The organism is Micromonospora sp. NBC_00860 (assembly GCF_045207375.1).
Taxonomy (GTDB): Bacteria; Actinomycetota; Actinomycetes; order Mycobacteriales; family Micromonosporaceae; genus Micromonospora; species Micromonospora vinacea.
This window is the reverse complement of sequence record NZ_CP108825.1, coordinates 2,951,600-2,971,500: the sequence shown is the minus strand read 5'-3', so window position 1 is coordinate 2,971,500 and position 19,901 is coordinate 2,951,600. Positions and strand designations below refer to the sequence as shown.

Here is a 19,901-nt window from a genome sequence, read left to right as displayed (position 1 = left end):
TGGTGACCGCGACCGGTTCGGATGCGGTTCACCGCCTGGGCAGGCTTGCGTGGCGCCCTGGGTCGCGGTTCGTGACCAGGGGCGCCCGCCTGTCCCGGCCCTTCGATCGGCCCCGCCCCCGTGTCGCACTCCGGGGGACAGCGCGGCCGGGAAAACCCGCTTACCGAGCCAGACCGGCCAGCAGGTTCACTGTCACGGCGATGATGAACGCGCCGAACAGGTACGACACCATCGAGTGCCGCAGCACCGTACGACGCATCTCGTTGCTGGTCAGGTTGGTGTCGGAGATCTGGAACGTCGTCCCGATGGTGAACGCGACGTACGCGAAGTCGGAGTACCGCGGCGGTTCGGGTTGGTTGAAGTTCACCCCGCCGTCCGGGCCGGTGTAGTAGATCCGGGCGTACCGGGCGGCGAACACGGTGTGCACCACGAACCAGGAGAGCACCACGCTGAGCACCCCCAGGCTGCTGTGCAGCTCCCGGGCCGTACCGGGGGGCGCGCTCTGCGCACTGGCCACCACCAGTCCCACGGCCAGCAGGCTGGCCAGGCAGGCGACGAGCAGCAGGGCGTCCCGGATCGCCCGGTTCGGGTCCTCGTGGACGGCCAGGTGGGCGGTCCGCTCGGCGTCCATCGGCCAGATCTTGTGCCAGACCAGCACGAGCCAGCTCAGCGCGCCCACGTCCCAGCCGGCCAGCGCGGCGAGCGGTAGGGGCAGCAGCAGCGTGAAGGCGAAGCCCGCGACGACGCCGACCACCGCCACGACGGCGAGCTGCTTCGCCGCCGGGAAACGCACGTCCGCTGGCCGGTCGGGGCCGGTCTGGGTCATTCGGGACGCTCCCGGGTCGGGGTGGTGGGCGTCACCGCCGGGTCAGATGCCGCGCAGGTGCTGCGAGACCCTGTTGTGCTTCTTGTCCCGGGCCTGCTCGGCCCGCTGGGCGGGGCCGACCTCGGGCGCCGCCTCGATCCCGGCCGACCGGGCCACCTCGGTCCCGTTGGCGTAGTCGACCGGCGGCAGGGCACGCAGCGCCTTCAGCACGTCCGGCGGGGCACCCTCCCGTTCGGCCTCGCGGACCACGTCGTCCTTCTCGGCCGGGTAGTCCAGGCTCGACAGGTACTGCAGGACGTCGGCGTAGCTCGCCATGGCGTGGGCTCCCTCGGGCATCGATGTGGTGACGACCGGCGGCGGTTACCCGCCCGCCGGCCGGTCACGCCCACCCCGCGAAGGATTCCCGGCGCCGTTTCTCCCCGGCCGCCGCGGGTACCCGCAGACGCCGACGCGAGCCAAGGGGGTACGCGATGAACTACGACACTTTCATCGACCAGGTTTCCCAGCGCACCGCCACGTCGTCCGAGCAGGCGGTCGAGCTGACCCGGGCGGTGTTGGAGACGTTCGCCGAGCGGTTGACCGGCGGGGAGGTCCTGGACCTGGCCGCCCAGTTGCCCCAACCGCTGCAACTCGTGCTCAAACCGAGCCCGAGCACCGAGCAGGCGGACCGGTTCGGCGCCGCGGAGTTCGTCGCCCGGGTCGCGTTGCGTGCCGGTGTGCGGGAGCGCGCCGCCGAGGACGCCAGCCGGGCGGTCTTCATCACCCTGCGCGAGGCGATCACCGGTGGTGAGTTCGATGACGTGGCGACTCAACTGCCGCGTGACTATCGGGGCCTGATCGAGCCGGCGATGGCCCCGGGCGCGACGCTGCGCCGCGGCTGACAGCGCTCGCCCCGGTGAAACACAGCGGTTTACCAGGGCAACCATCGATGTCCCGCTTGGCGTGGCGATTCCGCCTGGCCTAACCTTGTCGTGCGAGGGGAGTACTTCCCACGAACCATTCCGGTCAGTACGGCGCGCCCGGCGTGCCTCGGGTGGTTGCCCATCAGGTGATGGGTGAAGGAGACCTCGAACATGACGGTGTTCGAGGAGACCCCACATGAGTCACGTGTCGTATCTGTCCGCCGCCAGCGACCTGTCGTCGGTGGGCACGCCCACATTGTGGGCGGTCACCATCGTCGGCGTCATCCTGCTGCTGGTGCTGGACTTCCTGGTCACGCGTCGCCCGCACGAGGTGTCGATGCGGGAGGCCATCGGCTGGTCGGCGTTCTACATAGCGCTGCCGCTGGCGTTCGGTGGCTGGCTCTGGGCCCGCTACGGCTCCCAGCAGGGCGTCGAGTACCTGACCGGCTACCTGGTGGAAAAGTCACTCTCGGTCGACAACCTCTTCGTCTTCATGCTGCTGTTGGCGGCGTTCGCGGTGCCGGCGGTGCTCGCCCAGCGGGTGCTGCTCTACGGCATCGCCGGCGCGCTGGTGCTGCGGGCCGTCTTCATCGCCCTCGGCGCGGCGGCGTTGCAGACCCTCGACTTCGCCTTCCTGCTCTTCGCGATCATCCTCATCGCCACAGCGGTGAAGCTGCTGCGCGATGCCATGTCCGGGCATCAGCAGGAAGTCGACATCAACAACATGCGGTCGGTGAAGCTGCTGCGCAAGGTCATGCCGGTGGTCGACGACTACCACGGCACCAAGATGACCGTCCGGCAGGGCGCGAAGCGGGCACTCACGCCGTTCGCCCTGGTGGTGGTCGCGGTGCTGGCCACCGACGTCGTCTTCGCTGTCGACTCGGTGCCGGCGGTCTACGGCATCACCGAGGACCCGTACCTGGTGTTCGCCACCAACGCGTTCGCCCTGCTCGGCCTGCGGGCGCTCTACTTCGTCCTGCACGCGGCGCTGAGCCGGCTGGTGCACCTCAGCTACGGCCTGGCCATCATCCTGGCGTTCATCGGCCTCAAGCTGGGTCTGCACTGGGCGCACGGCATCTGGGACAGCGTGCCGCAGATCCCCACCCTGGCCTCGCTCGGCGTGATCATCGGTGTGCTGGTGGTCGTCACCCTGACCAGCCTGCGCGCCACCCGGGGCGGTGACCTGCCCGAGGACCGCAAGGTCGTCGCGGAACGGCACTGACCGCGCCGCGCCGGCTGACGAGGGGGTAAGCGGGAAAGGTCCCGCCCCGGCCTGCGCGGGTGGTACGACTGTGCAATGGGAATCGTGTCACCGGGCTTTCAGGGTCGGCCCCGAACGCAAGAGCCGGCCCTGCCGCCCGGTCAGTATCTGACCGAGGACTTTCCGGTGCTCTCGGCCGGCCCGACGCCCCGGGTGTCACTGGACACCTGGGAATTCGTCATCTCCGCCGAGAACGGCAGCGAACACCGCTGGTCGTGGCAGGAGCTGATGGCCCTGCCGCAGGAGACGCCGATGGTGGACATCCACTGCGTCACCCGCTGGTCCAAGCTGGGCACCAACTGGCAGGGCGTCTCACTGGACACACTGCTCGCCGACGTCGACACGGGGGCGCACTTCGCGCTGGCGCACTCCTACGGCGGGTACACCACCAACCTGCCCCTCGACGACCTGCGCGGCGGTCAGGCCTGGGTGGTGCACACCTTCGACGGCGCCCCGCTGCCCGCCGAGCACGGCGGGCCGGCGCGACTGCTGGTGCCGCACCTGTACTTCTGGAAGTCCGCCAAGTGGGTGCGCGGCCTCCGGCTCAAGACGATGGACGAGCCGGGGTTCTGGGAGACCGCCGGGTACCACGACTACGGCGACCCGTGGCGCGAACAGCGGTACCAGGGTGACTGAGCGCGCAGCGGCGACGAGCACCCAGCGTCGGACGCCGAACCGTTGGCAGGTTGGCCGCCTGGTGGAGCGCCGGGTGGAGACATCCACCGCGCAGACCCTGGTGCTGGAGGTGCCGGACTGGCCGGGGCACCTGCCCGGGCAGCACGTCGACCTGCGGCTCACCGCCCCGGACGGCTACCAGGCGGCCCGGTCGTACTCGATCGCCGGGCCGGCCGTGGACGGGCCCGGAGGCCCGCGCATCGAGGTGACAGTGCAGCGGGTGCACGACGGCGAGGTGTCCCCGTACCTCATTGATGTCTTTGGTGCCGGCGACCCGGTGGAGGTCCGCGGACCGCTCGGTGGCTGGTTCATCTGGCGGCCCGAGGAGACCGCGCCGGTGCAGCTCGTCGCTGGCGGCTCCGGCGTCGTGCCGCTGATGGCGATGATCCGGGCCCGGCGGGCGGTGGGCAGCAAGGCGCCGTTCCGGCTGATCTACTCGGTGCGCACCCCCGGCGACGTGATCTACGCCGACGAGCTGCGCCGCCGGGTCCGCGACGACTTCGGGTTGGACGTCGCGTACGTCTACACCCGTGAGGCGCCCGAGGGTTGGCGCGGTGAGCCGCACCGGATCGGGCTGGCCGATGTCAACACGCACGGGTGGCCACCGGACCTGGAGCCGCTCACCTACGTCTGTGGCCCGACCGCGTTCGTGGAGACCGTGGCCGACCTTCTGGTGGGGCTGGGTCACCCGTCGCGTCGGGTCAAGACCGAACGCTTCGGCCCCACCGGCTGACCACCCGCTCGCTCACGCAGTGTCGAGGAGATTCGATGACCGAGATGTCGTACCTGGACGGCAACATGCTCGACGGCCCGATGCGGGAGCTGTTCACCGTCGACCTGAGCAGCGCGATGGGCCGCTGTGAGAACTGCGGGACGACCGGCTCGATGGCCAGCCTGCACGTCTACTCGCACGCCCCGGGTCTCGTCGCCCGCTGCCCCTCCTGCGAGGAGGTGATGGTGCGTCTGGTGCGTGGTCCGGACCGGGCCTGGCTGGACATGCGCGGCACCACGTTCCTCCAGGTGCCGATGCCGATGGAGCAGACGTTCCCCGGCCCGCTCTGACAGAACGCTCGCCCGAGAATGACGTGTCGGTAGGCCGTCGGCGGCCTTGTGGCGCGTGGGTGCCGTCACGATACTGCGGTTGTGTGGGCAAGCATCTCGACTCTGCTGGCCACCTACCTTGTCCTGCGACAGTTCGGTGTTGCCGAGGACCCTGCGGCGGACTGGGCGGACGCGTCGGCGGCGTTGGTCGCCGTGTTGGTGCTGTGGCGTGCCGTGCGGAAAAGCGATGTGTTGACAATGGAGCCTGCGCCGCGCTCGAGGCTGGCACGCCGCCTGCTGGCGCTGGCGGCCCTCACCTGGTTCAGCAACGCCATGGTGGGTGGCCTCGTTGCTGGTTTCGTGCCGTTGACTCCGCCCGGCGGTTCTCCTGATGACGCTACCGCCCTTGCCGCTCGCCTGCACACGACCGTGGCGCTGCCCATCATCCTGATCATCATCTTTCAGATCGGACGTCTGTCCGGGACGTGGCTGGCCGTCGGGAAACCCCTCCGGTGGCTCGCGATGATCTCCGTGGCCCCGGCCCTGGTCGCAATCGCGCTGCACCCCGTGGCCGTTGCCTATTCCCAGAACCGCGGCACCATCCCGGTGGGAAGCCTCGCGGAGAGACTTCCGATCATCGGCGTCGTGACCGTCTTGATCTACTGCGCCCTGGCGCTGGGCAACCTGAGCAGGCGAGAAGAGTTGAGCCAGGAATCGGGCCGCGCGCTGTCTGCCGACGCCAGCCAGGATTGATGTGTTCACCGGTACTGGCCGACGTCCCGCCGCCGAGGAATCGTCGTGCGCCGGTCGATGGCGGGATACGCCCCTCGTGGTCCGGCTGGTCGTGTCGATCGCCGTGCTGGTCTTCGCCTACGGCGCGGTGGTGCATGTGGTCCAGTTGCTCATGCCCCAGTTCGGGCCGCAGCTTGCCCTGCCCGGGTGGCTCACCGTCTATTTCGCGTCGCTGACGCTCTGGGACCCGTTGGCGGCGCTGCTCCTGGCCGCTCGCCGGGTGGAGGGCCTGCCGCTGGGCTGCGTCGTGCTGACAACGGACGCGGCCGCGAACTGGTACGCCAACTACGTGCTGGACCCGGCGGTCGGCGTCACCCCGGGCCGGATCGGGCAGGCGGTCATCACCGCCCTCGCTGTCGCGCTCGTCGCGCTGACCCCGTGGTTGGTCCCGTGGTTCGCCCGGTCCAAGGTCCAGCGCCGCTGAGTCAGTCCGGTGGAGGCGAGATGATGGGGAGGCGGAACGGGGCCCAGCCGACGAACCGAGGGTCCGCTACGGCGTATCCCGGTCGGTCTGGGCGAGGACGGCGCGCACGGCTTCGACCACGGCGGCGGGTTGGTCCTTGTGGATGTAGTGGCCGCTGTCGGGCACCACGACGTGGACGCCGTGTGCGAAGACCGCGGCGGTCTGGTCGGCGAGGTCATCGGAGCGCTGTCGCAGGGCCGCCGGTTTGCCGCGGGTCGCGGTCAGGATTCTCATCGGTACGTCGGGGGCGGTCGACGTCGCGCGCGCGGCCCGCACCTCCCGGGTGCACGTGTTGGCGAGGCGGTTCTCCGCCCGAATGGTCGTGACCTGAGCGAACGTGCGATAGCTGGCCCGGTACGCGTGGGTGATCAATGCCTGGGTCTCCGGGTCGTCGGTGCAGCGCTCCGCGAGCGTGCGGCCCATGGTCGCCGCGATCCGATCGAAGAGCCCGATCGCCTTGAGCACCGGGATGGCGTTGAGCAGGAGGTTCGATGAGACACGCAGAGGCAGTGGCACCTCTGCCGTGCTGTCCTCGTGGAACGGATCGAGCAGGACCAGGCCGAGCGTCTGGTCGGGACGGGCGAAAGCGGCTAGTTGGGCGAGCAGTCCGCCCCAGCTGTGACCGACCAGCACTGCGGGACCGACGTCGTCCAGGAGTGCCACGAGGTCGCGTACCTGGGAGCCCAGTGTCAGCCGCGAGTCGGCATCACTGGCTCCCAGACCGGCCCGGTCGTAGGCGATGACGCGGGCCCTCTCGGCCAGCGAAGGGAGGACGACGGCCCAGTCCAGCCCGACTTCGCCGGCTCCGGAGACCAGGACGACCGGTGGTGTGGCGCTGCCGGCTGCCACCCACCGCAACTGTCGGTCGGACTCCCGGGTCAGCCGGCCACTGTCGACACCAGTTGGTACCAGGCTGGACAGCGCGACGACGACAGGGTCCTGCGACTCGGCATCCATTCGGCCTCCTTGTCAGGCGCTTCTGATCGACGTCGGCTCGGTCGGGTGCACGTGGTCTGGTCGCGAAGCGAGGAGCCTCTCAGTGGCGGAGGAGGTCGTAGGCCCGGGCGAGGTCGTCGGCCCACTGTGAGTCGTAGTCACGTTCCCACGCGCGGTGCAGGCGGTCGCGGGTCGCCTCTCGGCGTAACCAGTCGCCCAGGGCGCTCGGCTTCTGACTGGTGAAGTTGAGTCTGCTGACCAGCTCGGCCAGGTGACGGTCTGCCGACGGGGTGAGCGTGGCGTCCCAGACGTCGAGGAATCGTTCGACGCGCTCGCCGGCCGCGTGGGCCGCGTCGAGGAAGTCCGTCGGATCGGTGAACGACCCGAGCCGCGACGGATGATCCGCCAGCAACGCCCGCCACACTACGTCGAGGTACGCGTCGATGGCCTCCTGCTCGACCCGCGGCCAGGTGCGCCACTCCTGATGGGGGAGTTTGCCCAGGACGATGTCGGGGTCGAGGTCGTCGGACCCGAGCAGGCTCTCCAGGAGTACGGGGAGCAGGGCCTTCACGTCCGCACGGCTTCCGACCGTGTTGCCGAGGCTGATGGTCAGTGAGAAGAGGTCGTGCTCGTCGACCGGCACCGAGCCCTCGCAGTGCGGGCAGCCGTCGAGCACCGCACGGCGCGGATACCGGGCGAACGCGTCCCGTACGCCCGCCAGGGCCGTCGTCAGCTCGTTCTCCACCGGCCGATTCTCGCATCGACGGCTCACTGGGCGGTGCCCGCGAGCAGCCACCGTCGGACGGGGATCTCCAGCAGCGCTCGCTCGCCGTCCGGACCGACCTGCCGGCCGACGTCCCAGCCGTCGTACTTGCGCGCGAACGCCTCGACGACAGTGCTCGGGAATCCACTTCGGTGCACGTGGGCGTCACCCTCCGCCACCACTGGGGCGTCGCCGCTCTCCAAGGCCACTGACACCCGTGGGTCGGCCACGACGTTGCGGACCTTGACGCTGCGACTCTCGCAACCGACCCAGAACGTCGCCGAGAGGTAGACGAACCAGACTGGCGTCAGGTGCGGGGATCCGTCGCGCCGCACCGTGCACAGCCAGACGTTCAGCTCCCGCGACAGTCGCTCGTCGACATCGGCCGGGGGGATCGAGGGGGTTCGGCTCACCGGGCCAGTGGATCACAACGCCGCACGTCCCGACGACGGTGTTTCAACTGCTGCGGGGTCGCGTGTGGCTCGTCGAATCAGGCAGCGGAGGGTTCGTCGATGGTGGTGCCGGTACGTGCGGCCCGCGCGGCGCCCCAGTCGTACAGGGCCTGCAACACCGGGGCCAGGCTGAGCCCTTCGTCGGTGAGCCGGTACTCGACGTGGGGTGGTGTGGTCTCGTGGTCGTGTCGCAGGACGAGCCCGTCGGCCTCCAACTCGCGCAGACGCTGGGTCAGCATCTTCTCGCTGATCCCTGGCATCCGGCGGCGCAGTTCGCCGTAGCGGTGTACGCCCTCCTTGAGATGGGCCAGGATCACCGGTCGCCATTTTCCGCCGACAACATCGACGGCGAGCTCCACCGGGCAGTGGTATCGCTTGGGCATCGGGGCCTCCCTCAGCACGTACCAAAAGGTGCGTACTTGATCATCGCCGCTGCGGGTGTTCAGCTGTGTCCATGGTGATCGAGTACATCAGGTACCGCGTGCCGCAGGAACGGCTGGACGGTTTCGAGGCGGCGTACGAGCGGGCCGCAGGCGCGTTACGCGCCGCGCCGCAGTGTGTGGACTACGAGTTGAGTCGCTGCCTGGACGACCCCGCCTGCTACCTGCTGCGCATCACCTGGACATCGGTGGACGAGCACCTGTTGGGGTTTCGGGGCGGCCCGGTGTTCGGGCAGTTCTTCGCCGCGATCAAGCCGTACGTCGAGGACATCCAGGAGATGCGGCACTACGCCCCAACGTCGGTTGCCGGCCCTGGTGGCGCTGCGCCGCCGAGCCTGCACGAGTGGGCCGGCGGCACCGACGCGTTCAGGGAACTCTGCGATGCCTTCTACCGACTGGTCCGCTCCGACGACCTGCTCGCGCCGATGTTCGCCCACATGCACCCCGACCACGCCCGGCATGTGGCGGTATGGCTTGCCGAGGTCTTCGGCGGACCGGCCACCTACACGATGGAGCACGGCGGTTACCGCCACATGCTCGGCCAGCACCTGGGCAGGGCGATCACCGAGGCGCAGCGTCGGCGGTGGGTCAACCTGATGATGGACGCTGCCGACGAGGTCGGCCTACCCGATGATCCGGAGTTTCGCGCCGCCTTCACGAGCTACCTGGAGTGGGGCACCCGGTTGGCGGTGGGCAATTCTCGACCGGACGCGGACCCGGTCCGGCAGGCACCGGTCCCACGCTGGGGTTGGGGTGTGGCCCCGCCCTACCGGGGATGACCCCCGCCGAAACTCGGGTGCGGCCTACCTGGCGCACCCCTAGGCTCCCGCTGCGACGGCTGGCACGGCGTCCGTCCGATGGGAGATGAGCGCAGCGATGACCGCACACCTGTTCGCGATCAGCTTCGACGCGAGCGAGCCTCTGCGGCTCGCGCAGTTCTGGTCCGGTCTCCTGGGACGGGAGATCGTCGACGATCCACACGACGGCGTCCTGCTCCTACCCACAAACGACAACGAGTTCCACCTCCGCTTCGCCCCGAACCAGCAGCCGAAGGTCGTCCAGAACCGGATGCACTTCGACCTGACCAGCAGTTCGCTGGAGGACCAGCGGCAGACGGTGGCCAGGGCACTGGAACTCGGCGCGCGGCACGCCGACATCGGGCAGGGCCCGGAGATCGATCACGTGGTGCTCGCCGACCCTGAGGGCAACGAGTTCGACGTCATCGCTCCGGGCAACAGGTTCCTCGCCGGCTGCGGCTTCGTCGGCGCGTTGGCCTGCGACGGTTCGCAGGCGGTCGGCTACTTCTGGAGCCAGGCGCTGGGGTGGCCGCTGGTCTGGGACCAGGACGAGGAGACCGCGATCCAGTCACCGAACGGCGGCACGAAGATCTCCTGGGGCGGTCCGCCGTACATGCCGAACGGCGGCAGGGACCGGGTCCGTTTCGACCTGGCCCCGGCTGCCGACGTCGATTGGCAGGTCGAGGTCGACCGGCTGCTCTCGCTCGGGGCGACCCGAGTCAACTCCGACCAGGATGGGGCAGGCCGAGTCGTGCTGGCCGACCCCGATGGTCAGGAGTTCAGCCTGCTGACGTCCCGCTAGTGCTGTGACCACTAACGTTCACCGGGTTGTCGGTGGTGTTGTGGTTCCTCGCCCAGACGTTGTCGGAGCGAGCGACTCCCCACCGGTAGTGGGGCGGGCCTCAGCCGGCCAACCGACCCTGACACCGCTGGTGGGCGGCGTGGGTCACGCCGGGACAGCCCGGCACCGGGAAGGTGTCGGCCTGCTCGACGGTGCGTGATGACCGCACCCATGTCGGGTGCGGTGGTGGTGACGCCGCCCGGGGTCCGGGTGGCGATGGTGAACGCCGCGGCAACATCACGATGCCCGACGAACCCGCAACTCCTGCACGTCATGGTCCGTCCGCGGGGCTTGGCCACTTTGCGCCGGCACTTTGGGCAGGTCGACGACGTGCCCCGCTCATCGACCAGATGCACGGTGATCCCGGCCAGCTCCGCCTTGTCCTTCAGGACCGCGATCGCCCGGCCGAGTTGCCACTGACGCAACCGCAGGTTGTGCCGCCGACCCGCCGGCAGATCGAGGACACCACGCGGGTCACCGACGGTCAGCGTCCCGATCCGGTGCTGCACTGCCCAGCCAATCACGGTCTTCGCGGCCTCGTGTCCGGCCTGCCGTACCCGACGCCGATGCCGCCCCTCCATCAGCCGAGCCCGCCGGCGGGTCTTGCGCCACCGCCGCGAACCCCGCTGGCCCCTCTTCGGCGCACGGGCGGCGGTCGCCCGGCGGCGGCCTTTCGTGTCGGCCAGGTGCTGACGGTGCTCGGCGCGGATCGCCCGCCCGGACACCAGCAACATCTGCCCGTCACCGGCTGCCACCGCGTACGGGTGAATGATGCCCAGGTCGACCCCGGCGACCCGCCCCCGCTGCGGCTCCTGACCTGCAGGGTAGGTCGCGACCGGAAGCTCCGCGGTGACCTCGACCCACAACCGCCCCTGATCGAACACCAGCGTCACTGACCGCACCGCATCATGGGGGTAGGGAACCGCCCGGTCCAGGCGCACCACCAGCGGCGGGCTCCCGGCCGAGGTCGGCAACCGCAGCCGCCGTTCACTCAGACCGAACGTGCCGTGATACCAGCGGACCGGCATCAACGACCGTCGCCGCCGCGGATACCGCACCTCACCATGCCCCGCCCTGCGGCGGGCGGCAGCGCTGAACCACGCATCAGAATAGCGACGCAACACCGACCGGGCGCCGGTCGAGTCGAGCTCACCGAACGTGCCCGGACCAGACGCGGCGAGCAGTCGACACAACTCCTGATAGCTCGCGACCGGCCGATCGTGACGACGATGCCGCCAGCTGTTGTATTCCAATACACACGCCCAAAGATCCCCGGCCGCGCGGAGCAGACCGAAGCAGCGTTGCCGCTGCGCCCGGGTCAGGCGCAGGCCGACCCGGGCGGTGCGATGCACCACCCGCGGCGCTCCCGAATCCCTACGTCTGGGCATACCCGAAGCCAACCACGAGGGTCTGACACAACCCGGCCAACGTTAGTGGACACAGCACTAGCCCGATCCTGGCGCGCCATGACGCGCTCTCGGCGCCCGGTTGGACAACGACGGCACCGGTCGGTCAGAGTGATCCGCCGTGAGATACCTGCGTACCGGTGGTCCCGCCGCGATCCGGCGACCCCGGCCCACCGACTCGGACGAGTTCGTCGCCGCCTCGCTGCGCAGTCGGGACCTGCACCACCCGTGGTTGGCCGCGCCGGCCAACTCGGAGGAGTACGAGCTCTATCTGCGCCGGATCCGTCGCCGCGACAGCGCCGGTTACCTGATCTGCGACCGGGCCAACGGCGAGATCGCCGGCTACGTGAACATCAGCGGGATCGTGTTGGGCGCGCTGCGTGGTGGCTTCCTCGGGTACGCGGCGTTCCTGCCGTACAGCGGGACCGGGCACGCGTCGGCGGGTGTCGCCCTGGTGATCGACCACGCGTTCACAGCGGTGGGCCTGCACCGGCTGGAGGCGAACATCCAACCGGGCAACGAGCCGTCGCGGCGGGTGGCCCGCAAGCTGGGTTTCCGGTTGGAGGGTTTCTCCCCGGACTACCTGTTCATCGACGGCGCCTGGCGCGACCACGAGCGCTGGGCGATCACCGCGCCGACCCCCGCCTGACCGTCGACCCGGCCGCGCCGGGCCGAAGGAGCACCGGAAGTTTCACCCGGACCGGGTGATGACGCTCCGTACCCTGCTTCCTACGGTGGGTGTCATGGCTGTCGTGCGCGCGACCCCTGCCAATCCCATCCCCGGCCTGTCCGTCGCGGATACGGACAGCGCCGACCAGCGGGCCATCCCGCCCGAGCTGGGCCCCGACTCCCTGGCGGTGCTCAGCGGGCCCACGTTCCTGTACTCCAACGCGTGCGGGGATGTGCCGACGGGCAGTATCGGTGGGCTCGTCCACCTGGACACCCGTCTGATCAGCGGCTGGAGTCTGACCGTCAACGGCGGTGAGCTGTTGCTGCTGCGCGCCGAGACCATCGACCATTACTCCGCGCAGTACGTGCTCACCAACCCGGAGTTGCCCGGGTTGCCGCCGAACACGCTGGGCGTGCGGCGCCTGCGCTACGTCGGCGACGGGTTTCACGAGCGCGTGGAACTGATCTCCTTCGGGCGGGAGTCGGTCCGGGTGGAGCTGCGGCTGGCCGTCGCCGCCGACTTCGCCGACCTGTTCGAGGTCAAGTCGAGGGTCCGGGACCGCTCCGCCGAGATCAGCCGCGATCACGCCGCCGACGGGTCCGAGCTGTGCTTCTCCTACCAGCGCGGTGAGTTCTCCGCGCAGACCCGGGTGTGCTGCGCGAAGCCCGCCGACCGTATCGAGGGCGACGACCTGGTCTGGGAGCTGGAGCTGGGTCAGGGCGAGGAGTGGCAGGTCGACCTGCACGTACCACTGCCGCCCGGGATGGGGGTGGTGGAGCCGGTCCGGGGCGACATCGCCGACGTCATCCACGGCCGGGCCGACGACCCGCTGCGCCGGTGGATCGAGGACCGGGCGGTGCTGCACAGTGACAGCGAGGCGTTGGAGCGCACCGTGCGGCAGTCCCGCAGCGACCTGGCGGCTCTGCGGCTCGACCTGGAGGTCAAGGGCCAGCGGATCATGCTGCCCGGTGCCGGGTTGCCGTGGTTCCTCACCGTCTTCGGCCGGGACACCCTGATCACCGCGTATCAAACGCTTGTCGCTGGGCCCGCGCTGGCGAAGGGGACGTTGCTCGCCCTGGCCCGGCTCCAGGGTGAGACGTGCGACGACTTCACCGACGAGGAACCCGGCAAGATCCTGCACGAGGTGCGCAGCGGCGAGTTGACCCGCAGTGGCGAGAAGCCGTTCGGGCCGTACTACGGCAGCGCCGACGCCACCCAGCTCTGGCTGATCCTGCTCTCCGAGTACTGGCGCTGGACCGGCGACGACGAGACCGTCCGGCACCTGCGGGACAACGCGGTGGCCGCGTTGCGCTGGATCGACGAGTACGGCGACCGGGACGGCGACGGCTACGTCGAGTACGGCACCCGTTCGCCCGAGGGGCTGGGCAACCAGTGCTGGCGGGACTCACCGGATGGCGTCTGCTTCGCCGACGGCCGGATCCCCGTGCTCCCGCTGGCCACGTCCGACCTGCAGGGCTACACCTACGACGCCAAACTGCGGCTGGCCGAGTTGTTCGACGGGCCGTTGGACAACCCCACCTTGGCGCGCCGCCTCCGCGACGAGGCCAGCACCCTGTACGAGCGGTTCAACCACGACTTCTGGATCGAGGAACGGGGCGGCTACTACGCGGTCGCCCTGGACGGCGACAAGAACCGCGTCGACTCCAAGACCTCGAACATGGGTCACCTGCTGTGGAGCGGAATCGTCCCGCCGGAGCGGGCCGGGGCGGTGGTGGGGCAACTCATGTCGCCGGACATGTTCTCCGGTTGGGGCATCCGGACGCTGTCGCGGGAGGAGCAGCTCTACAACGCCCTCGGCTACCACCTGGGCACGGTCTGGCCGCACGACAACTCGATCGCCGCGCTCGGCCTGGCCCGCTATGGCTACCGAACCGAGTCGAACCGGATCAGTCTGGCGATGATCGAGGCGGCCGACCAGTTCGGTTACCGGCTGCCGGAGGCGCTCAGCGGTTTCGACCGGAAACGACTGCTCTTCGCCGTGCCGTACCCGACCGCGTGCAGCCCGCAGGCGTGGGCGGCCGGCACGCCGCTGGCCTTGATCCGCGCCATGCTCGGCGTCAATCCGGTCAACGGCCGATTGGTCCTCGATCCGGACGTCCCGGAGAAACTAGGCCGGATCGCCGCCGAGCGGGTGCGGGCGTTCGGCCAGGAGTGGGAGTTGGAGGCGATCGGTCGCAGCGGCCACGTTCGGCTCCAGCCCAGCTGAGTGCGGCTGGCGCCTCGGACGTTTGTCGCGGCCTTCGACGGGAAACGGCGCGCAATGACGAAACCTCGTGTGGTGATCGTGGGGGCCGGGTTCGCCGGTTACCACGCGGCGAAGACGTTGAGCCGGATCGCCCGGGACCGGGCCGAGATCGTGGTGCTGAACTCCACCGACTACTTCCTGTACCTGCCGCTGCTGCCGGAGGTGGCGGCCGGGGTGGTCGAGCCCAGACGCATCGCCGTGCCGCTGACCGGGACGCTCAAGGGCGTACGGGTGGTGATCGGCGAGGCCGACCACGTCGACCTGCAGAACCGCTGGGTCGGCTTCACCCAGGCCGAGGGGGAGAAGAACCGGCTGGCGTACGACCGGCTGGTGCTCGCCGTGGGCAGCGTCAACAAGCTGCTGCCCATCCCTGGGGTGACCGAGTACGCGCACGGCTTCCGCGGTCTGCCCGAGGCCGTCTACCTGCATGATCACATCGTCCGGCAGGTCGAGTTGGCCGAGCAGGCCGAGGACCCTGCCGAGCAGCGGGCCCGGTCCACGTTCGTGGTGGTCGGGGCGGGCTACACCGGCACCGAGGTGGCGGCGCACGGGCAGCTGTTCACCGACGCGCTGCACGCCCAGCGGCCCCGGCTCACCGTGCGGCCCCGCTGGATGCTGCTCGACGTGGCGTCGCGGGTGCTGCCGGAGTTGGACAAGCGGATGTCGGACACCTCGCACAAGGTGCTCAACCGGCGTGGGGTGGACGTGCGGATGGGCACCTCGGTGGCCGAGGCGACCTGCGACGGGGTGAAGCTCACCGACGGCGAGTACGTGCCGACCTGCACCCTGGTGTGGTGTGTGGGGGTGCGCCCCGACCCGTTCGTCAACGAGCTGGGCCTGCGGACCGACCGGGGTCGGCTGGTCACCGACGAGTTCCTCAACGTTCCCGGCTACCCGGAGGTCTTCGCGGTCGGGGACGCCGCCGCGGTGCCCGACCTGGTCAACCCGGGCAAGGTGTGCGGGATGACCGCCCAGCACGCGCAGCGGCAGGGCAAGCGCGCGGCGTACAACATCGCCGCGTCGTACGGGTTCGGCCGGCGTAAGCCGTACAAGCACCACGATCTGGGCTGGGTCGTCGACCTGGGTGGCAAGGACGCGGCGGCGAACCCGTTGCAGGTCAACCTGTCCGGGCTGCCGGCCAAGGCGGTCACCCGGGCATACCACCTGATGGCGATGCCGGGAAACCGCACACGGGTGAGCGCCGACTGGGCGTTGGACGCCGCGTTGACCCGGTCCGCGGTCCAGTTGGGGCTGGTGCCGGCCAACGCGGTGCCGTTGGAGAGCACCACCCCCGAGGTCGCGACCCGGTCCCGCTGAGCAGGCCCGGCCAGGCCGTCGCGGAGCAGGCCGACCGCGACGGTCGGTCAGTCGGTCGGGCCGGCCGGTCGCGCGTCCGGGCCGGCCGGCGTTGCGGGTCGCAGCCGGAGCGGGCCGTACTCGCGCAGCAGGGTCTGGATGATGCCGGCGGCGGGGATGGCCAGCAGCGCGCCGAGCAGACCGGCCAGCTCCGCCGCGAGCAGCACGCTGACCAGCACGGTCAACGGGTTCAGCCGGACCGCGCGGGACAGGATGAGCGGTTGGAGCAGGTGGTTCTCCAACTGTTGGTAGACCACGAAGAAGACCAGCACCACCACCCCGGCGGTGGGGGAGTGCAGGAAGCCGGCGCCGGCCGCGATCACCGCGCCGAGGGTCGCCCCGACCAGCGGTATCAGGTCGGCGACCGCCACCAGGAGGGCGATCACGGCCGCGAAGGGCACGCCGGTGAGGGTCAGCACCACGAAGGTCAACGCCCCGCAGATCACGCTGATCAGCAGGTTCCCGGTGAGGTAGCCGGTGACGGTCCGCGACACCTCCCGGCCCACCCGGCGTAGCCGCTCGCCCTGACCGTCCCCGGCCGCCGCCAGTAGGCCGCGGGTGATCCGCGGGGCCTCCAACACCATGAGGTACGCCAGCACGATGACCGTGACCAGCCCGGCGACCGACTCGACGACGCCGCGCAGCACACCGACCGCCGGTTGGCGCAGCCGGCCGCCGAGGTCGCGCAGCTGCTCGGAGTGCTCGCTGACGTAACGTCGTGCGCCGGTGCGCTCCAGCACCTGCCCGACCGGGCCCCGTCCGGCGCGAGCCTCCCGCAGCAGGTCCGGCGCCCGGTCGGCGAAGCGGCCCAGCTCGCCGAACAACGGCACCAGGATGAGCGCGGCCAGGATCGCCAGCAGGACGAACGCGGCGAGGAACACCAGCAGGGTGGCCAGCGCCCGACGCCGGACGAAGCGGCGTTGCAACCGGTCGACGAGGGGTTTGAGCGCGACGGCGAAGAACGCGGCCACCACCGCCCAGACCAGCACCCGCCGGGTCGCGTACACGAAGCCCAGCGCGAGCGCGGTCGCCAGCACCAGACCGATCACGATCAGGGTGCGGCGGGCGGTCGCCCGCTGGTCGACGTCGCTCATCCGGCGGGCCTTCCCCGCGCGTGCCGTCGGAAACCCGGCATCGCGGGCGCAACGGCGTTCAGTGGCGGGAGTGGTCGTCCGCGTCGGTGACGGGGTGTGCGCCGGCGACGAACGTGTCGAGCGCGGCGGCGTGCAGCAGCCCGCCGGGCACCGGGTCGCGCAGGGCGCCTACCGCCAGCCGGGCCACCGGCAGCCCGCCGGGGCGGGAGGTCGCGGCCAGCACCAGGTTGCCGTACCTGCGGCCGCGCAGCATTCGCCGGTCGCCGACCACGCACACGTCGGCGAAGACCGCCCGCAACGTGGCCACCTGCACCCGGGTGCCGACCAGCGGCGGCAGGTCGGTGACGTTGAGAAGGTACAACCCGTCGGGGCGCAGGGCGCGGGCCACCTCGGCGGCGAACTCGACGGTGCGGACGTGCCGGGGCATCCGGGCCGCCCGGTAGATGTCGGCGATCACCAGGTCGTACCGGCCGTCCGCGGTGGCGGTCAGGGCGTCCCGGGCGTCGGCGACCTCCACCCGCACCTCCGCCGGCAGCGGCGGCAACTCCCGGGCTACCAATTCGACCACCGCGGCGTCCCGCTCGACGACCCGTTGCGGGGAGCCGTGCCGGGTGGCGGCCAGCCAGCGGGGCAGCGTCAACGCGCCGCCGCCCAGGTGCAGGACGTTCAGCGGGGCGCCGGCCGGGGCCGCCACGTCCACCGCCGAGGCGATCCGCCGGACGTACTCGAAATGCAGGTACCGGGGATCCTCGACATCCACGTACGACTGCTCGACCCCGGCGGACAGCAGTGTCCGCCCGGTCCGGCGGACCGGGTCGGCGACCAGTTCCAGCCGGTCGGCGGCGCGGTTCATATCCGGCACGCTAGCCGAGCCCACGGTACGTCCGGCCCGTGGCCCGGCACGGCGGACGGGCCGGCGGAGCGGGGTTGCCCCCGGTCCGCCGGCCCGCCTGATGTCGCGGTGGCCGTCAGCCGCCGGCCATCCCGGCCCCGACCTCGTCGATCGCGTCGTCGATCTGGCGGGCGAGGTCCACGTCGAGCGCTGTCACCCCGTTGGCCTGGTTGGTCCGCACTGTCAACACGGCGGCGGTGTCTCCGGGACGCCCGATGCTCGGGCCGCGGCCGTTGTCCCGGCGCAGCTGGTCGAGCCGGGCGAGGACCCGGTCCAGGTTGTCGGGCGGCAGCGCGACCACCCGGTAGAGGCCCTGGCTGTCGCCGGCCCAGTAGGGCAGGTCGTCGAGCGCCGCGTCGATCTCGTCGGCGTCCAGGGTGGGTGTGGTGGTGGAGGCGCCCACGAGGCCGCCGCCGACCTCCGGCGGGTTCAGCAGGTCGCGCAACCCGTCGGGTACGTGCAGCGACTCGACCAGGTCGCCGTCCTGCTCGGCGAGCGCGGCCATCGTCGCCTCCGCCTGGTACCGGGCCTGCTCCGGGGTGTTGCCGCTGATCCGGCCCACCTCGGCCAGGAAGCCGGGCAGGTCCTGGTGTCGCTCGATGCCGTCGACCGGCAGCACGTCGTGCAGCGACGACGGCACCGCGGCGAGCAGCCGCTGCCGCTCGGCGGCCTCCAGGGCGAACGCGAGGACCAGCACAGTCGCCTCGGTGCCCACCTTGGCCGTCTTGAAGTCGACCCCGGCGCGACGCCGGACCTCGTCGACCAACTGGTGGTAGCCCATGCTGTTCACACCGGCCGCGCCGCTCGGCGGGGACGGCTGCGGTCGCGGGTTGTCGGCGCTACCGACCGGCGGTGGTGCCGGCCCGCCGCGCGTGGTGTCCGACTTGTGCACTCCGGCCGGTGGTGGGCCCGCCCGCTTACCCGCATCGAGGCTCGTGAGCTGCTTGGAGGCGCTCAGGCTGGCGCCGATCTCGCTGGGCTGGCGATTCTGCTCCCGGGCCTGCCGGGCCAGTGCCCGGCGCCGCTGGTTGTCGCCCTCCATCTGCTTGCGCATGGTGGCATCCCTTTCCGCTGGGGATCGTGGCTGCGCCAGTCGCCTTCCCGCCGTCCCGGAGAAGGAAACGGAGGCCGCCGGCCGGGTCGCAGCGGCCTGCGCCACGCTTCATCCGGCGGGGGTGAGGGGTGCTCACCCGCACGGCCCGCAGGATGGGGTCAGGACCGGAGTTCTTCCGAGGTACGCGGGAGGAAGGCCGTCATGAAGGAAGTTGTCGAGATCGTCCCCGCTCGGCCCGGCTGGTACGCGCGCTGGCAACTCACCCCTGAGGTCACCAGGTGTTACCCGGTGAGCCTGTGGGCGTTGTTGGAGGAGGCCGACGGGACCGGCCGGGAGGTGATCGGCATGGACTGCATAGGCCAGTGGCCCGGCGCGGACGACAACGAGGCGGGTGGGCAGTTCGTCCGCTATCTGTACCAGACGCCCGATTCGGGGGAACCCGAGGACATCGACGCGACCCCGACCGGCGAGCTGCGGGAGGACGGACCCCGGCTCCAGCCGATGACGGCACCCTAGACATTCCTCCGGCCCCCGACCCCAGGTCCCAGGGTCGGGGGCCACCCCGTTCGCACTCGGGGTGGCCTGCCGGTCAGCCGATGGCGCGCACGTCGTCGTCGGCGTACGCCACGGCCAGCAACTCACTCAGGCCCGTGCGGTCCAGCATCCGCTGGAGCTGAGGGCTGACCCCGGTCAGTTGGATCGTCCCGGCGGCGCGGTGCACCACCAGCAACGCGCTGAGCCCGGAGGAATCGCAGAGGGTCACCCCGGTCAGGTCCACCAGGACCGGGGCGTCGTCGTTGCCGCGCAGCTCGGCCGCCGCGGCGATCAACTCGGGCGCGCTGTCGTAGTCGAGTTCGCCGGTCAGCCGGAGTCGGACGTGCCCGGCGGCGAGCCGGGTTGTCTCGATGGTCAACAGCTGGTCGGGCATCCCACCATTTTCCCGGTCGAGCGACAAAACGCAAAGCGGGGGCTGT

Annotated in this window: 24 protein-coding genes; 13 read left to right on the top strand and 11 right to left on the bottom strand. The window is 70.7% G+C overall.

Features of this window, described 5'->3' with window-relative positions; all coding sequences use genetic code 11:
- Positions 1 to 160 precede the first annotated feature (160 nt).
- Both OH804_RS13745 and OH804_RS13740 read right to left on the bottom strand, forming a co-directional pair.
- Positions 161 to 826, bottom strand: coding sequence for a DUF1345 domain-containing protein (locus OH804_RS13745; protein WP_196922743.1), 666 nt, complete (start codon positions 824 to 826; stop codon positions 161 to 163).
- Between the two features lie 42 nt (positions 827 to 868).
- Positions 869 to 1,141, bottom strand: a complete 273-nt coding sequence (locus OH804_RS13740; RefSeq protein WP_030332551.1) for a DUF2795 domain-containing protein — start codon at positions 1,139 to 1,141, stop codon at positions 869 to 871.
- 155 nt (positions 1,142 to 1,296) lie between these two features.
- On the opposite strand from OH804_RS13740, the gene OH804_RS13735 reads away from it, so the two are divergent.
- The 7 genes from OH804_RS13735 to OH804_RS13705 all read left to right on the top strand — a co-directional run bounded on the left by OH804_RS13735 (position 1,297) and on the right by OH804_RS13705 (position 5,921).
- Positions 1,297 to 1,707, top strand: a complete 411-nt coding sequence (locus OH804_RS13735) for a DUF2267 domain-containing protein (protein ID WP_406065498.1) — start codon at positions 1,297 to 1,299, stop codon at positions 1,705 to 1,707.
- A 217-nt stretch (positions 1,708 to 1,924) separates the two neighbouring features.
- Positions 1,925 to 2,950, top strand: a complete 1,026-nt coding sequence (locus OH804_RS13730) for a TerC/Alx family metal homeostasis membrane protein (RefSeq protein WP_196922745.1) — start codon at positions 1,925 to 1,927, stop codon at positions 2,948 to 2,950.
- Positions 2,951 to 3,025: 75 nt separating this feature from the next.
- The gene (locus OH804_RS13725) at positions 3,026 to 3,625 is read left to right on the top strand and encodes a sulfite oxidase-like oxidoreductase (RefSeq protein ID WP_091408112.1); all 600 of its coding nucleotides are present in this window, start codon (positions 3,026 to 3,028) and stop codon (positions 3,623 to 3,625) included.
- On the top strand, positions 3,618 to 4,397 hold the full coding sequence (locus OH804_RS13720) for a ferredoxin reductase (protein ID WP_406065495.1): 780 nt from the start codon (positions 3,618 to 3,620) through the stop codon (positions 4,395 to 4,397). The genes OH804_RS13725 and OH804_RS13720 overlap by 8 nt, the downstream gene beginning before the upstream one ends.
- A 35-nt stretch (positions 4,398 to 4,432) precedes the next feature.
- Positions 4,433 to 4,726 (top strand): DUF6510 family protein, encoded by a 294-nt coding sequence (locus tag OH804_RS13715; RefSeq protein WP_196922747.1) that lies wholly within the window; start codon positions 4,433 to 4,435, stop codon positions 4,724 to 4,726.
- 81 nt (positions 4,727 to 4,807) lie between these two features.
- Positions 4,808 to 5,458, top strand: a complete 651-nt coding sequence (locus OH804_RS13710) for a hypothetical protein (protein WP_406065493.1) — start codon at positions 4,808 to 4,810, stop codon at positions 5,456 to 5,458.
- A gap of 76 nt (positions 5,459 to 5,534) precedes the next feature.
- Complete coding sequence (locus OH804_RS13705; protein ID WP_406065491.1) at positions 5,535 to 5,921, top strand: hypothetical protein; 387 nt, start codon at positions 5,535 to 5,537, stop codon at positions 5,919 to 5,921.
- Between the two features lie 66 nt (positions 5,922 to 5,987).
- On the opposite strand, the gene OH804_RS13700 is transcribed toward OH804_RS13705, so the two are convergent.
- The 4 genes from OH804_RS13700 to OH804_RS13685 all read right to left on the bottom strand — a co-directional run bounded on the left by OH804_RS13700 (position 5,988) and on the right by OH804_RS13685 (position 8,494).
- Positions 5,988 to 6,917, bottom strand: coding sequence for an alpha/beta fold hydrolase (locus tag OH804_RS13700; RefSeq protein ID WP_406065489.1), 930 nt, complete (start codon positions 6,915 to 6,917; stop codon positions 5,988 to 5,990).
- A gap of 79 nt (positions 6,918 to 6,996) precedes the next feature.
- The gene (locus OH804_RS13695) at positions 6,997 to 7,641 is read right to left on the bottom strand and encodes a hypothetical protein (protein ID WP_406065487.1); all 645 of its coding nucleotides are present in this window, start codon (positions 7,639 to 7,641) and stop codon (positions 6,997 to 6,999) included.
- A gap of 23 nt (positions 7,642 to 7,664) precedes the next feature.
- Positions 7,665 to 8,072 carry a pyridoxamine 5'-phosphate oxidase family protein gene (locus OH804_RS13690; protein WP_238682779.1) on the bottom strand — a complete coding sequence of 136 codons (408 nt, stop codon included), beginning with the start codon at positions 8,070 to 8,072 and terminating at the stop codon, positions 7,665 to 7,667.
- Positions 8,073 to 8,149: 77 nt separating this feature from the next.
- On the bottom strand, positions 8,150 to 8,494 hold the full coding sequence (locus OH804_RS13685; protein ID WP_406065485.1) for a winged helix-turn-helix transcriptional regulator: 345 nt from the start codon (positions 8,492 to 8,494) through the stop codon (positions 8,150 to 8,152).
- 71 nt (positions 8,495 to 8,565) lie between these two features.
- Between OH804_RS13685 and OH804_RS13680 the strand changes: the two genes are divergently transcribed.
- A complete protein-coding gene (locus tag OH804_RS13680; RefSeq protein ID WP_406065483.1) occupies positions 8,566 to 9,330 on the top strand; it encodes a group II truncated hemoglobin in 765 nt (254 codons plus the stop codon).
- A 97-nt stretch (positions 9,331 to 9,427) separates the two neighbouring features.
- Complete coding sequence (locus OH804_RS13675; RefSeq protein ID WP_406065481.1) at positions 9,428 to 10,150, top strand: VOC family protein; 723 nt, start codon at positions 9,428 to 9,430, stop codon at positions 10,148 to 10,150.
- A gap of 11 nt (positions 10,151 to 10,161) precedes the next feature.
- Here the strand turns inward: OH804_RS13675 and OH804_RS13670 are convergent, their stop codons facing one another.
- The gene (locus tag OH804_RS13670) at positions 10,162 to 11,544 is read right to left on the bottom strand and encodes an RNA-guided endonuclease InsQ/TnpB family protein (RefSeq protein ID WP_406065479.1); all 1,383 of its coding nucleotides are present in this window, start codon (positions 11,542 to 11,544) and stop codon (positions 10,162 to 10,164) included.
- A 172-nt stretch (positions 11,545 to 11,716) separates the two neighbouring features.
- On the opposite strand from OH804_RS13670, the gene OH804_RS13665 reads away from it, so the two are divergent.
- The 3 genes from OH804_RS13665 (at position 11,717) to OH804_RS13655 (ending at position 15,848) form a co-directional block, all read left to right on the top strand.
- On the top strand, positions 11,717 to 12,244 hold the full coding sequence (locus tag OH804_RS13665) for a GNAT family N-acetyltransferase (protein ID WP_406065477.1): 528 nt from the start codon (positions 11,717 to 11,719) through the stop codon (positions 12,242 to 12,244).
- 94 nt (positions 12,245 to 12,338) lie between these two features.
- Positions 12,339 to 14,492 carry a glycogen debranching N-terminal domain-containing protein gene (locus OH804_RS13660; protein WP_406065475.1) on the top strand — a complete coding sequence of 718 codons (2,154 nt, stop codon included), beginning with the start codon at positions 12,339 to 12,341 and terminating at the stop codon, positions 14,490 to 14,492.
- A 54-nt stretch (positions 14,493 to 14,546) separates the two neighbouring features.
- Entirely contained in the window at positions 14,547 to 15,848 is a 1,302-nt protein-coding gene (locus OH804_RS13655) for an NAD(P)/FAD-dependent oxidoreductase (protein ID WP_406065473.1), read from the top strand.
- 47 nt (positions 15,849 to 15,895) lie between these two features.
- Here the strand turns inward: OH804_RS13655 and OH804_RS13650 are convergent, their stop codons facing one another.
- From OH804_RS13650 to OH804_RS13640, 3 genes are all read right to left on the bottom strand, one after another.
- Positions 15,896 to 16,981 carry an AI-2E family transporter gene (locus OH804_RS13650; protein ID WP_406065471.1) on the bottom strand — a complete coding sequence of 362 codons (1,086 nt, stop codon included), beginning with the start codon at positions 16,979 to 16,981 and terminating at the stop codon, positions 15,896 to 15,898.
- Between the two features lie 58 nt (positions 16,982 to 17,039).
- On the bottom strand, positions 17,040 to 17,834 hold the full coding sequence (locus tag OH804_RS13645; protein ID WP_406065469.1) for a spermidine synthase: 795 nt from the start codon (positions 17,832 to 17,834) through the stop codon (positions 17,040 to 17,042).
- 115 nt (positions 17,835 to 17,949) lie between these two features.
- Positions 17,950 to 18,927 (bottom strand): DUF2267 domain-containing protein, encoded by a 978-nt coding sequence (locus OH804_RS13640; RefSeq protein ID WP_406065467.1) that lies wholly within the window; start codon positions 18,925 to 18,927, stop codon positions 17,950 to 17,952.
- Positions 18,928 to 19,128: 201 nt separating this feature from the next.
- Here OH804_RS13640 and OH804_RS13635 point away from each other — a divergent pair, with 201 nt between their 5' ends.
- The gene (locus tag OH804_RS13635; protein ID WP_196922760.1) at positions 19,129 to 19,443 is read left to right on the top strand and encodes a hypothetical protein; all 315 of its coding nucleotides are present in this window, start codon (positions 19,129 to 19,131) and stop codon (positions 19,441 to 19,443) included.
- Between the two features lie 73 nt (positions 19,444 to 19,516).
- On the opposite strand, the gene OH804_RS13630 is transcribed toward OH804_RS13635, so the two are convergent.
- Positions 19,517 to 19,855: an STAS domain-containing protein gene (locus tag OH804_RS13630; protein ID WP_196922761.1), complete on the bottom strand. Its 339-nt coding sequence runs from the start codon at positions 19,853 to 19,855 to the stop codon at positions 19,517 to 19,519.
- Positions 19,856 to 19,901 lie beyond the last annotated feature (46 nt).

What these genes read in the sequence shown, in the direction of transcription:
- OH804_RS13745 (WP_196922743.1), bottom strand. Translation starts at nt 826, where the DNA reads ATGACCCAGACCGGCCCCGACCGGCCAGCGGACGTGCGTTTCCCGGCG.
- OH804_RS13740 (WP_030332551.1), bottom strand. Translation starts at nt 1,141, where the DNA reads ATGGCGAGCTACGCCGACGTCCTGCAGTACCTGTCGAGCCTGGACTAC.
- OH804_RS13735 (WP_406065498.1), top strand. Translation starts at nt 1,297, where the DNA reads ATGAACTACGACACTTTCATCGACCAGGTTTCCCAGCGCACCGCCACG.
- OH804_RS13730 (WP_196922745.1), top strand. Translation starts at nt 1,925, where the DNA reads ATGAGTCACGTGTCGTATCTGTCCGCCGCCAGCGACCTGTCGTCGGTG.
- OH804_RS13725 (WP_091408112.1), top strand. Translation starts at nt 3,026, where the DNA reads ATGGGAATCGTGTCACCGGGCTTTCAGGGTCGGCCCCGAACGCAAGAG.
- OH804_RS13715 (WP_196922747.1), top strand. Translation starts at nt 4,433, where the DNA reads ATGACCGAGATGTCGTACCTGGACGGCAACATGCTCGACGGCCCGATG.
- OH804_RS13700 (WP_406065489.1), bottom strand. Translation starts at nt 6,917, where the DNA reads ATGGATGCCGAGTCGCAGGACCCTGTCGTCGTCGCGCTGTCCAGCCTG.
- OH804_RS13685 (WP_406065485.1), bottom strand. Translation starts at nt 8,494, where the DNA reads ATGCCCAAGCGATACCACTGCCCGGTGGAGCTCGCCGTCGATGTTGTC.
- OH804_RS13680 (WP_406065483.1), top strand. Translation starts at nt 8,566, where the DNA reads ATGGTGATCGAGTACATCAGGTACCGCGTGCCGCAGGAACGGCTGGAC.
- OH804_RS13675 (WP_406065481.1), top strand. Translation starts at nt 9,428, where the DNA reads ATGACCGCACACCTGTTCGCGATCAGCTTCGACGCGAGCGAGCCTCTG.
- OH804_RS13660 (WP_406065475.1), top strand. Translation starts at nt 12,339, where the DNA reads ATGGCTGTCGTGCGCGCGACCCCTGCCAATCCCATCCCCGGCCTGTCC.
- OH804_RS13655 (WP_406065473.1), top strand. Translation starts at nt 14,547, where the DNA reads ATGACGAAACCTCGTGTGGTGATCGTGGGGGCCGGGTTCGCCGGTTAC.
- OH804_RS13650 (WP_406065471.1), bottom strand. Translation starts at nt 16,981, where the DNA reads ATGAGCGACGTCGACCAGCGGGCGACCGCCCGCCGCACCCTGATCGTG.
- OH804_RS13645 (WP_406065469.1), bottom strand. Translation starts at nt 17,834, where the DNA reads ATGAACCGCGCCGCCGACCGGCTGGAACTGGTCGCCGACCCGGTCCGC.
- OH804_RS13640 (WP_406065467.1), bottom strand. Translation starts at nt 18,927, where the DNA reads ATGCGCAAGCAGATGGAGGGCGACAACCAGCGGCGCCGGGCACTGGCC.
- OH804_RS13635 (WP_196922760.1), top strand. Translation starts at nt 19,129, where the DNA reads ATGAAGGAAGTTGTCGAGATCGTCCCCGCTCGGCCCGGCTGGTACGCG.
- OH804_RS13630 (WP_196922761.1), bottom strand. Translation starts at nt 19,855, where the DNA reads ATGCCCGACCAGCTGTTGACCATCGAGACAACCCGGCTCGCCGCCGGG.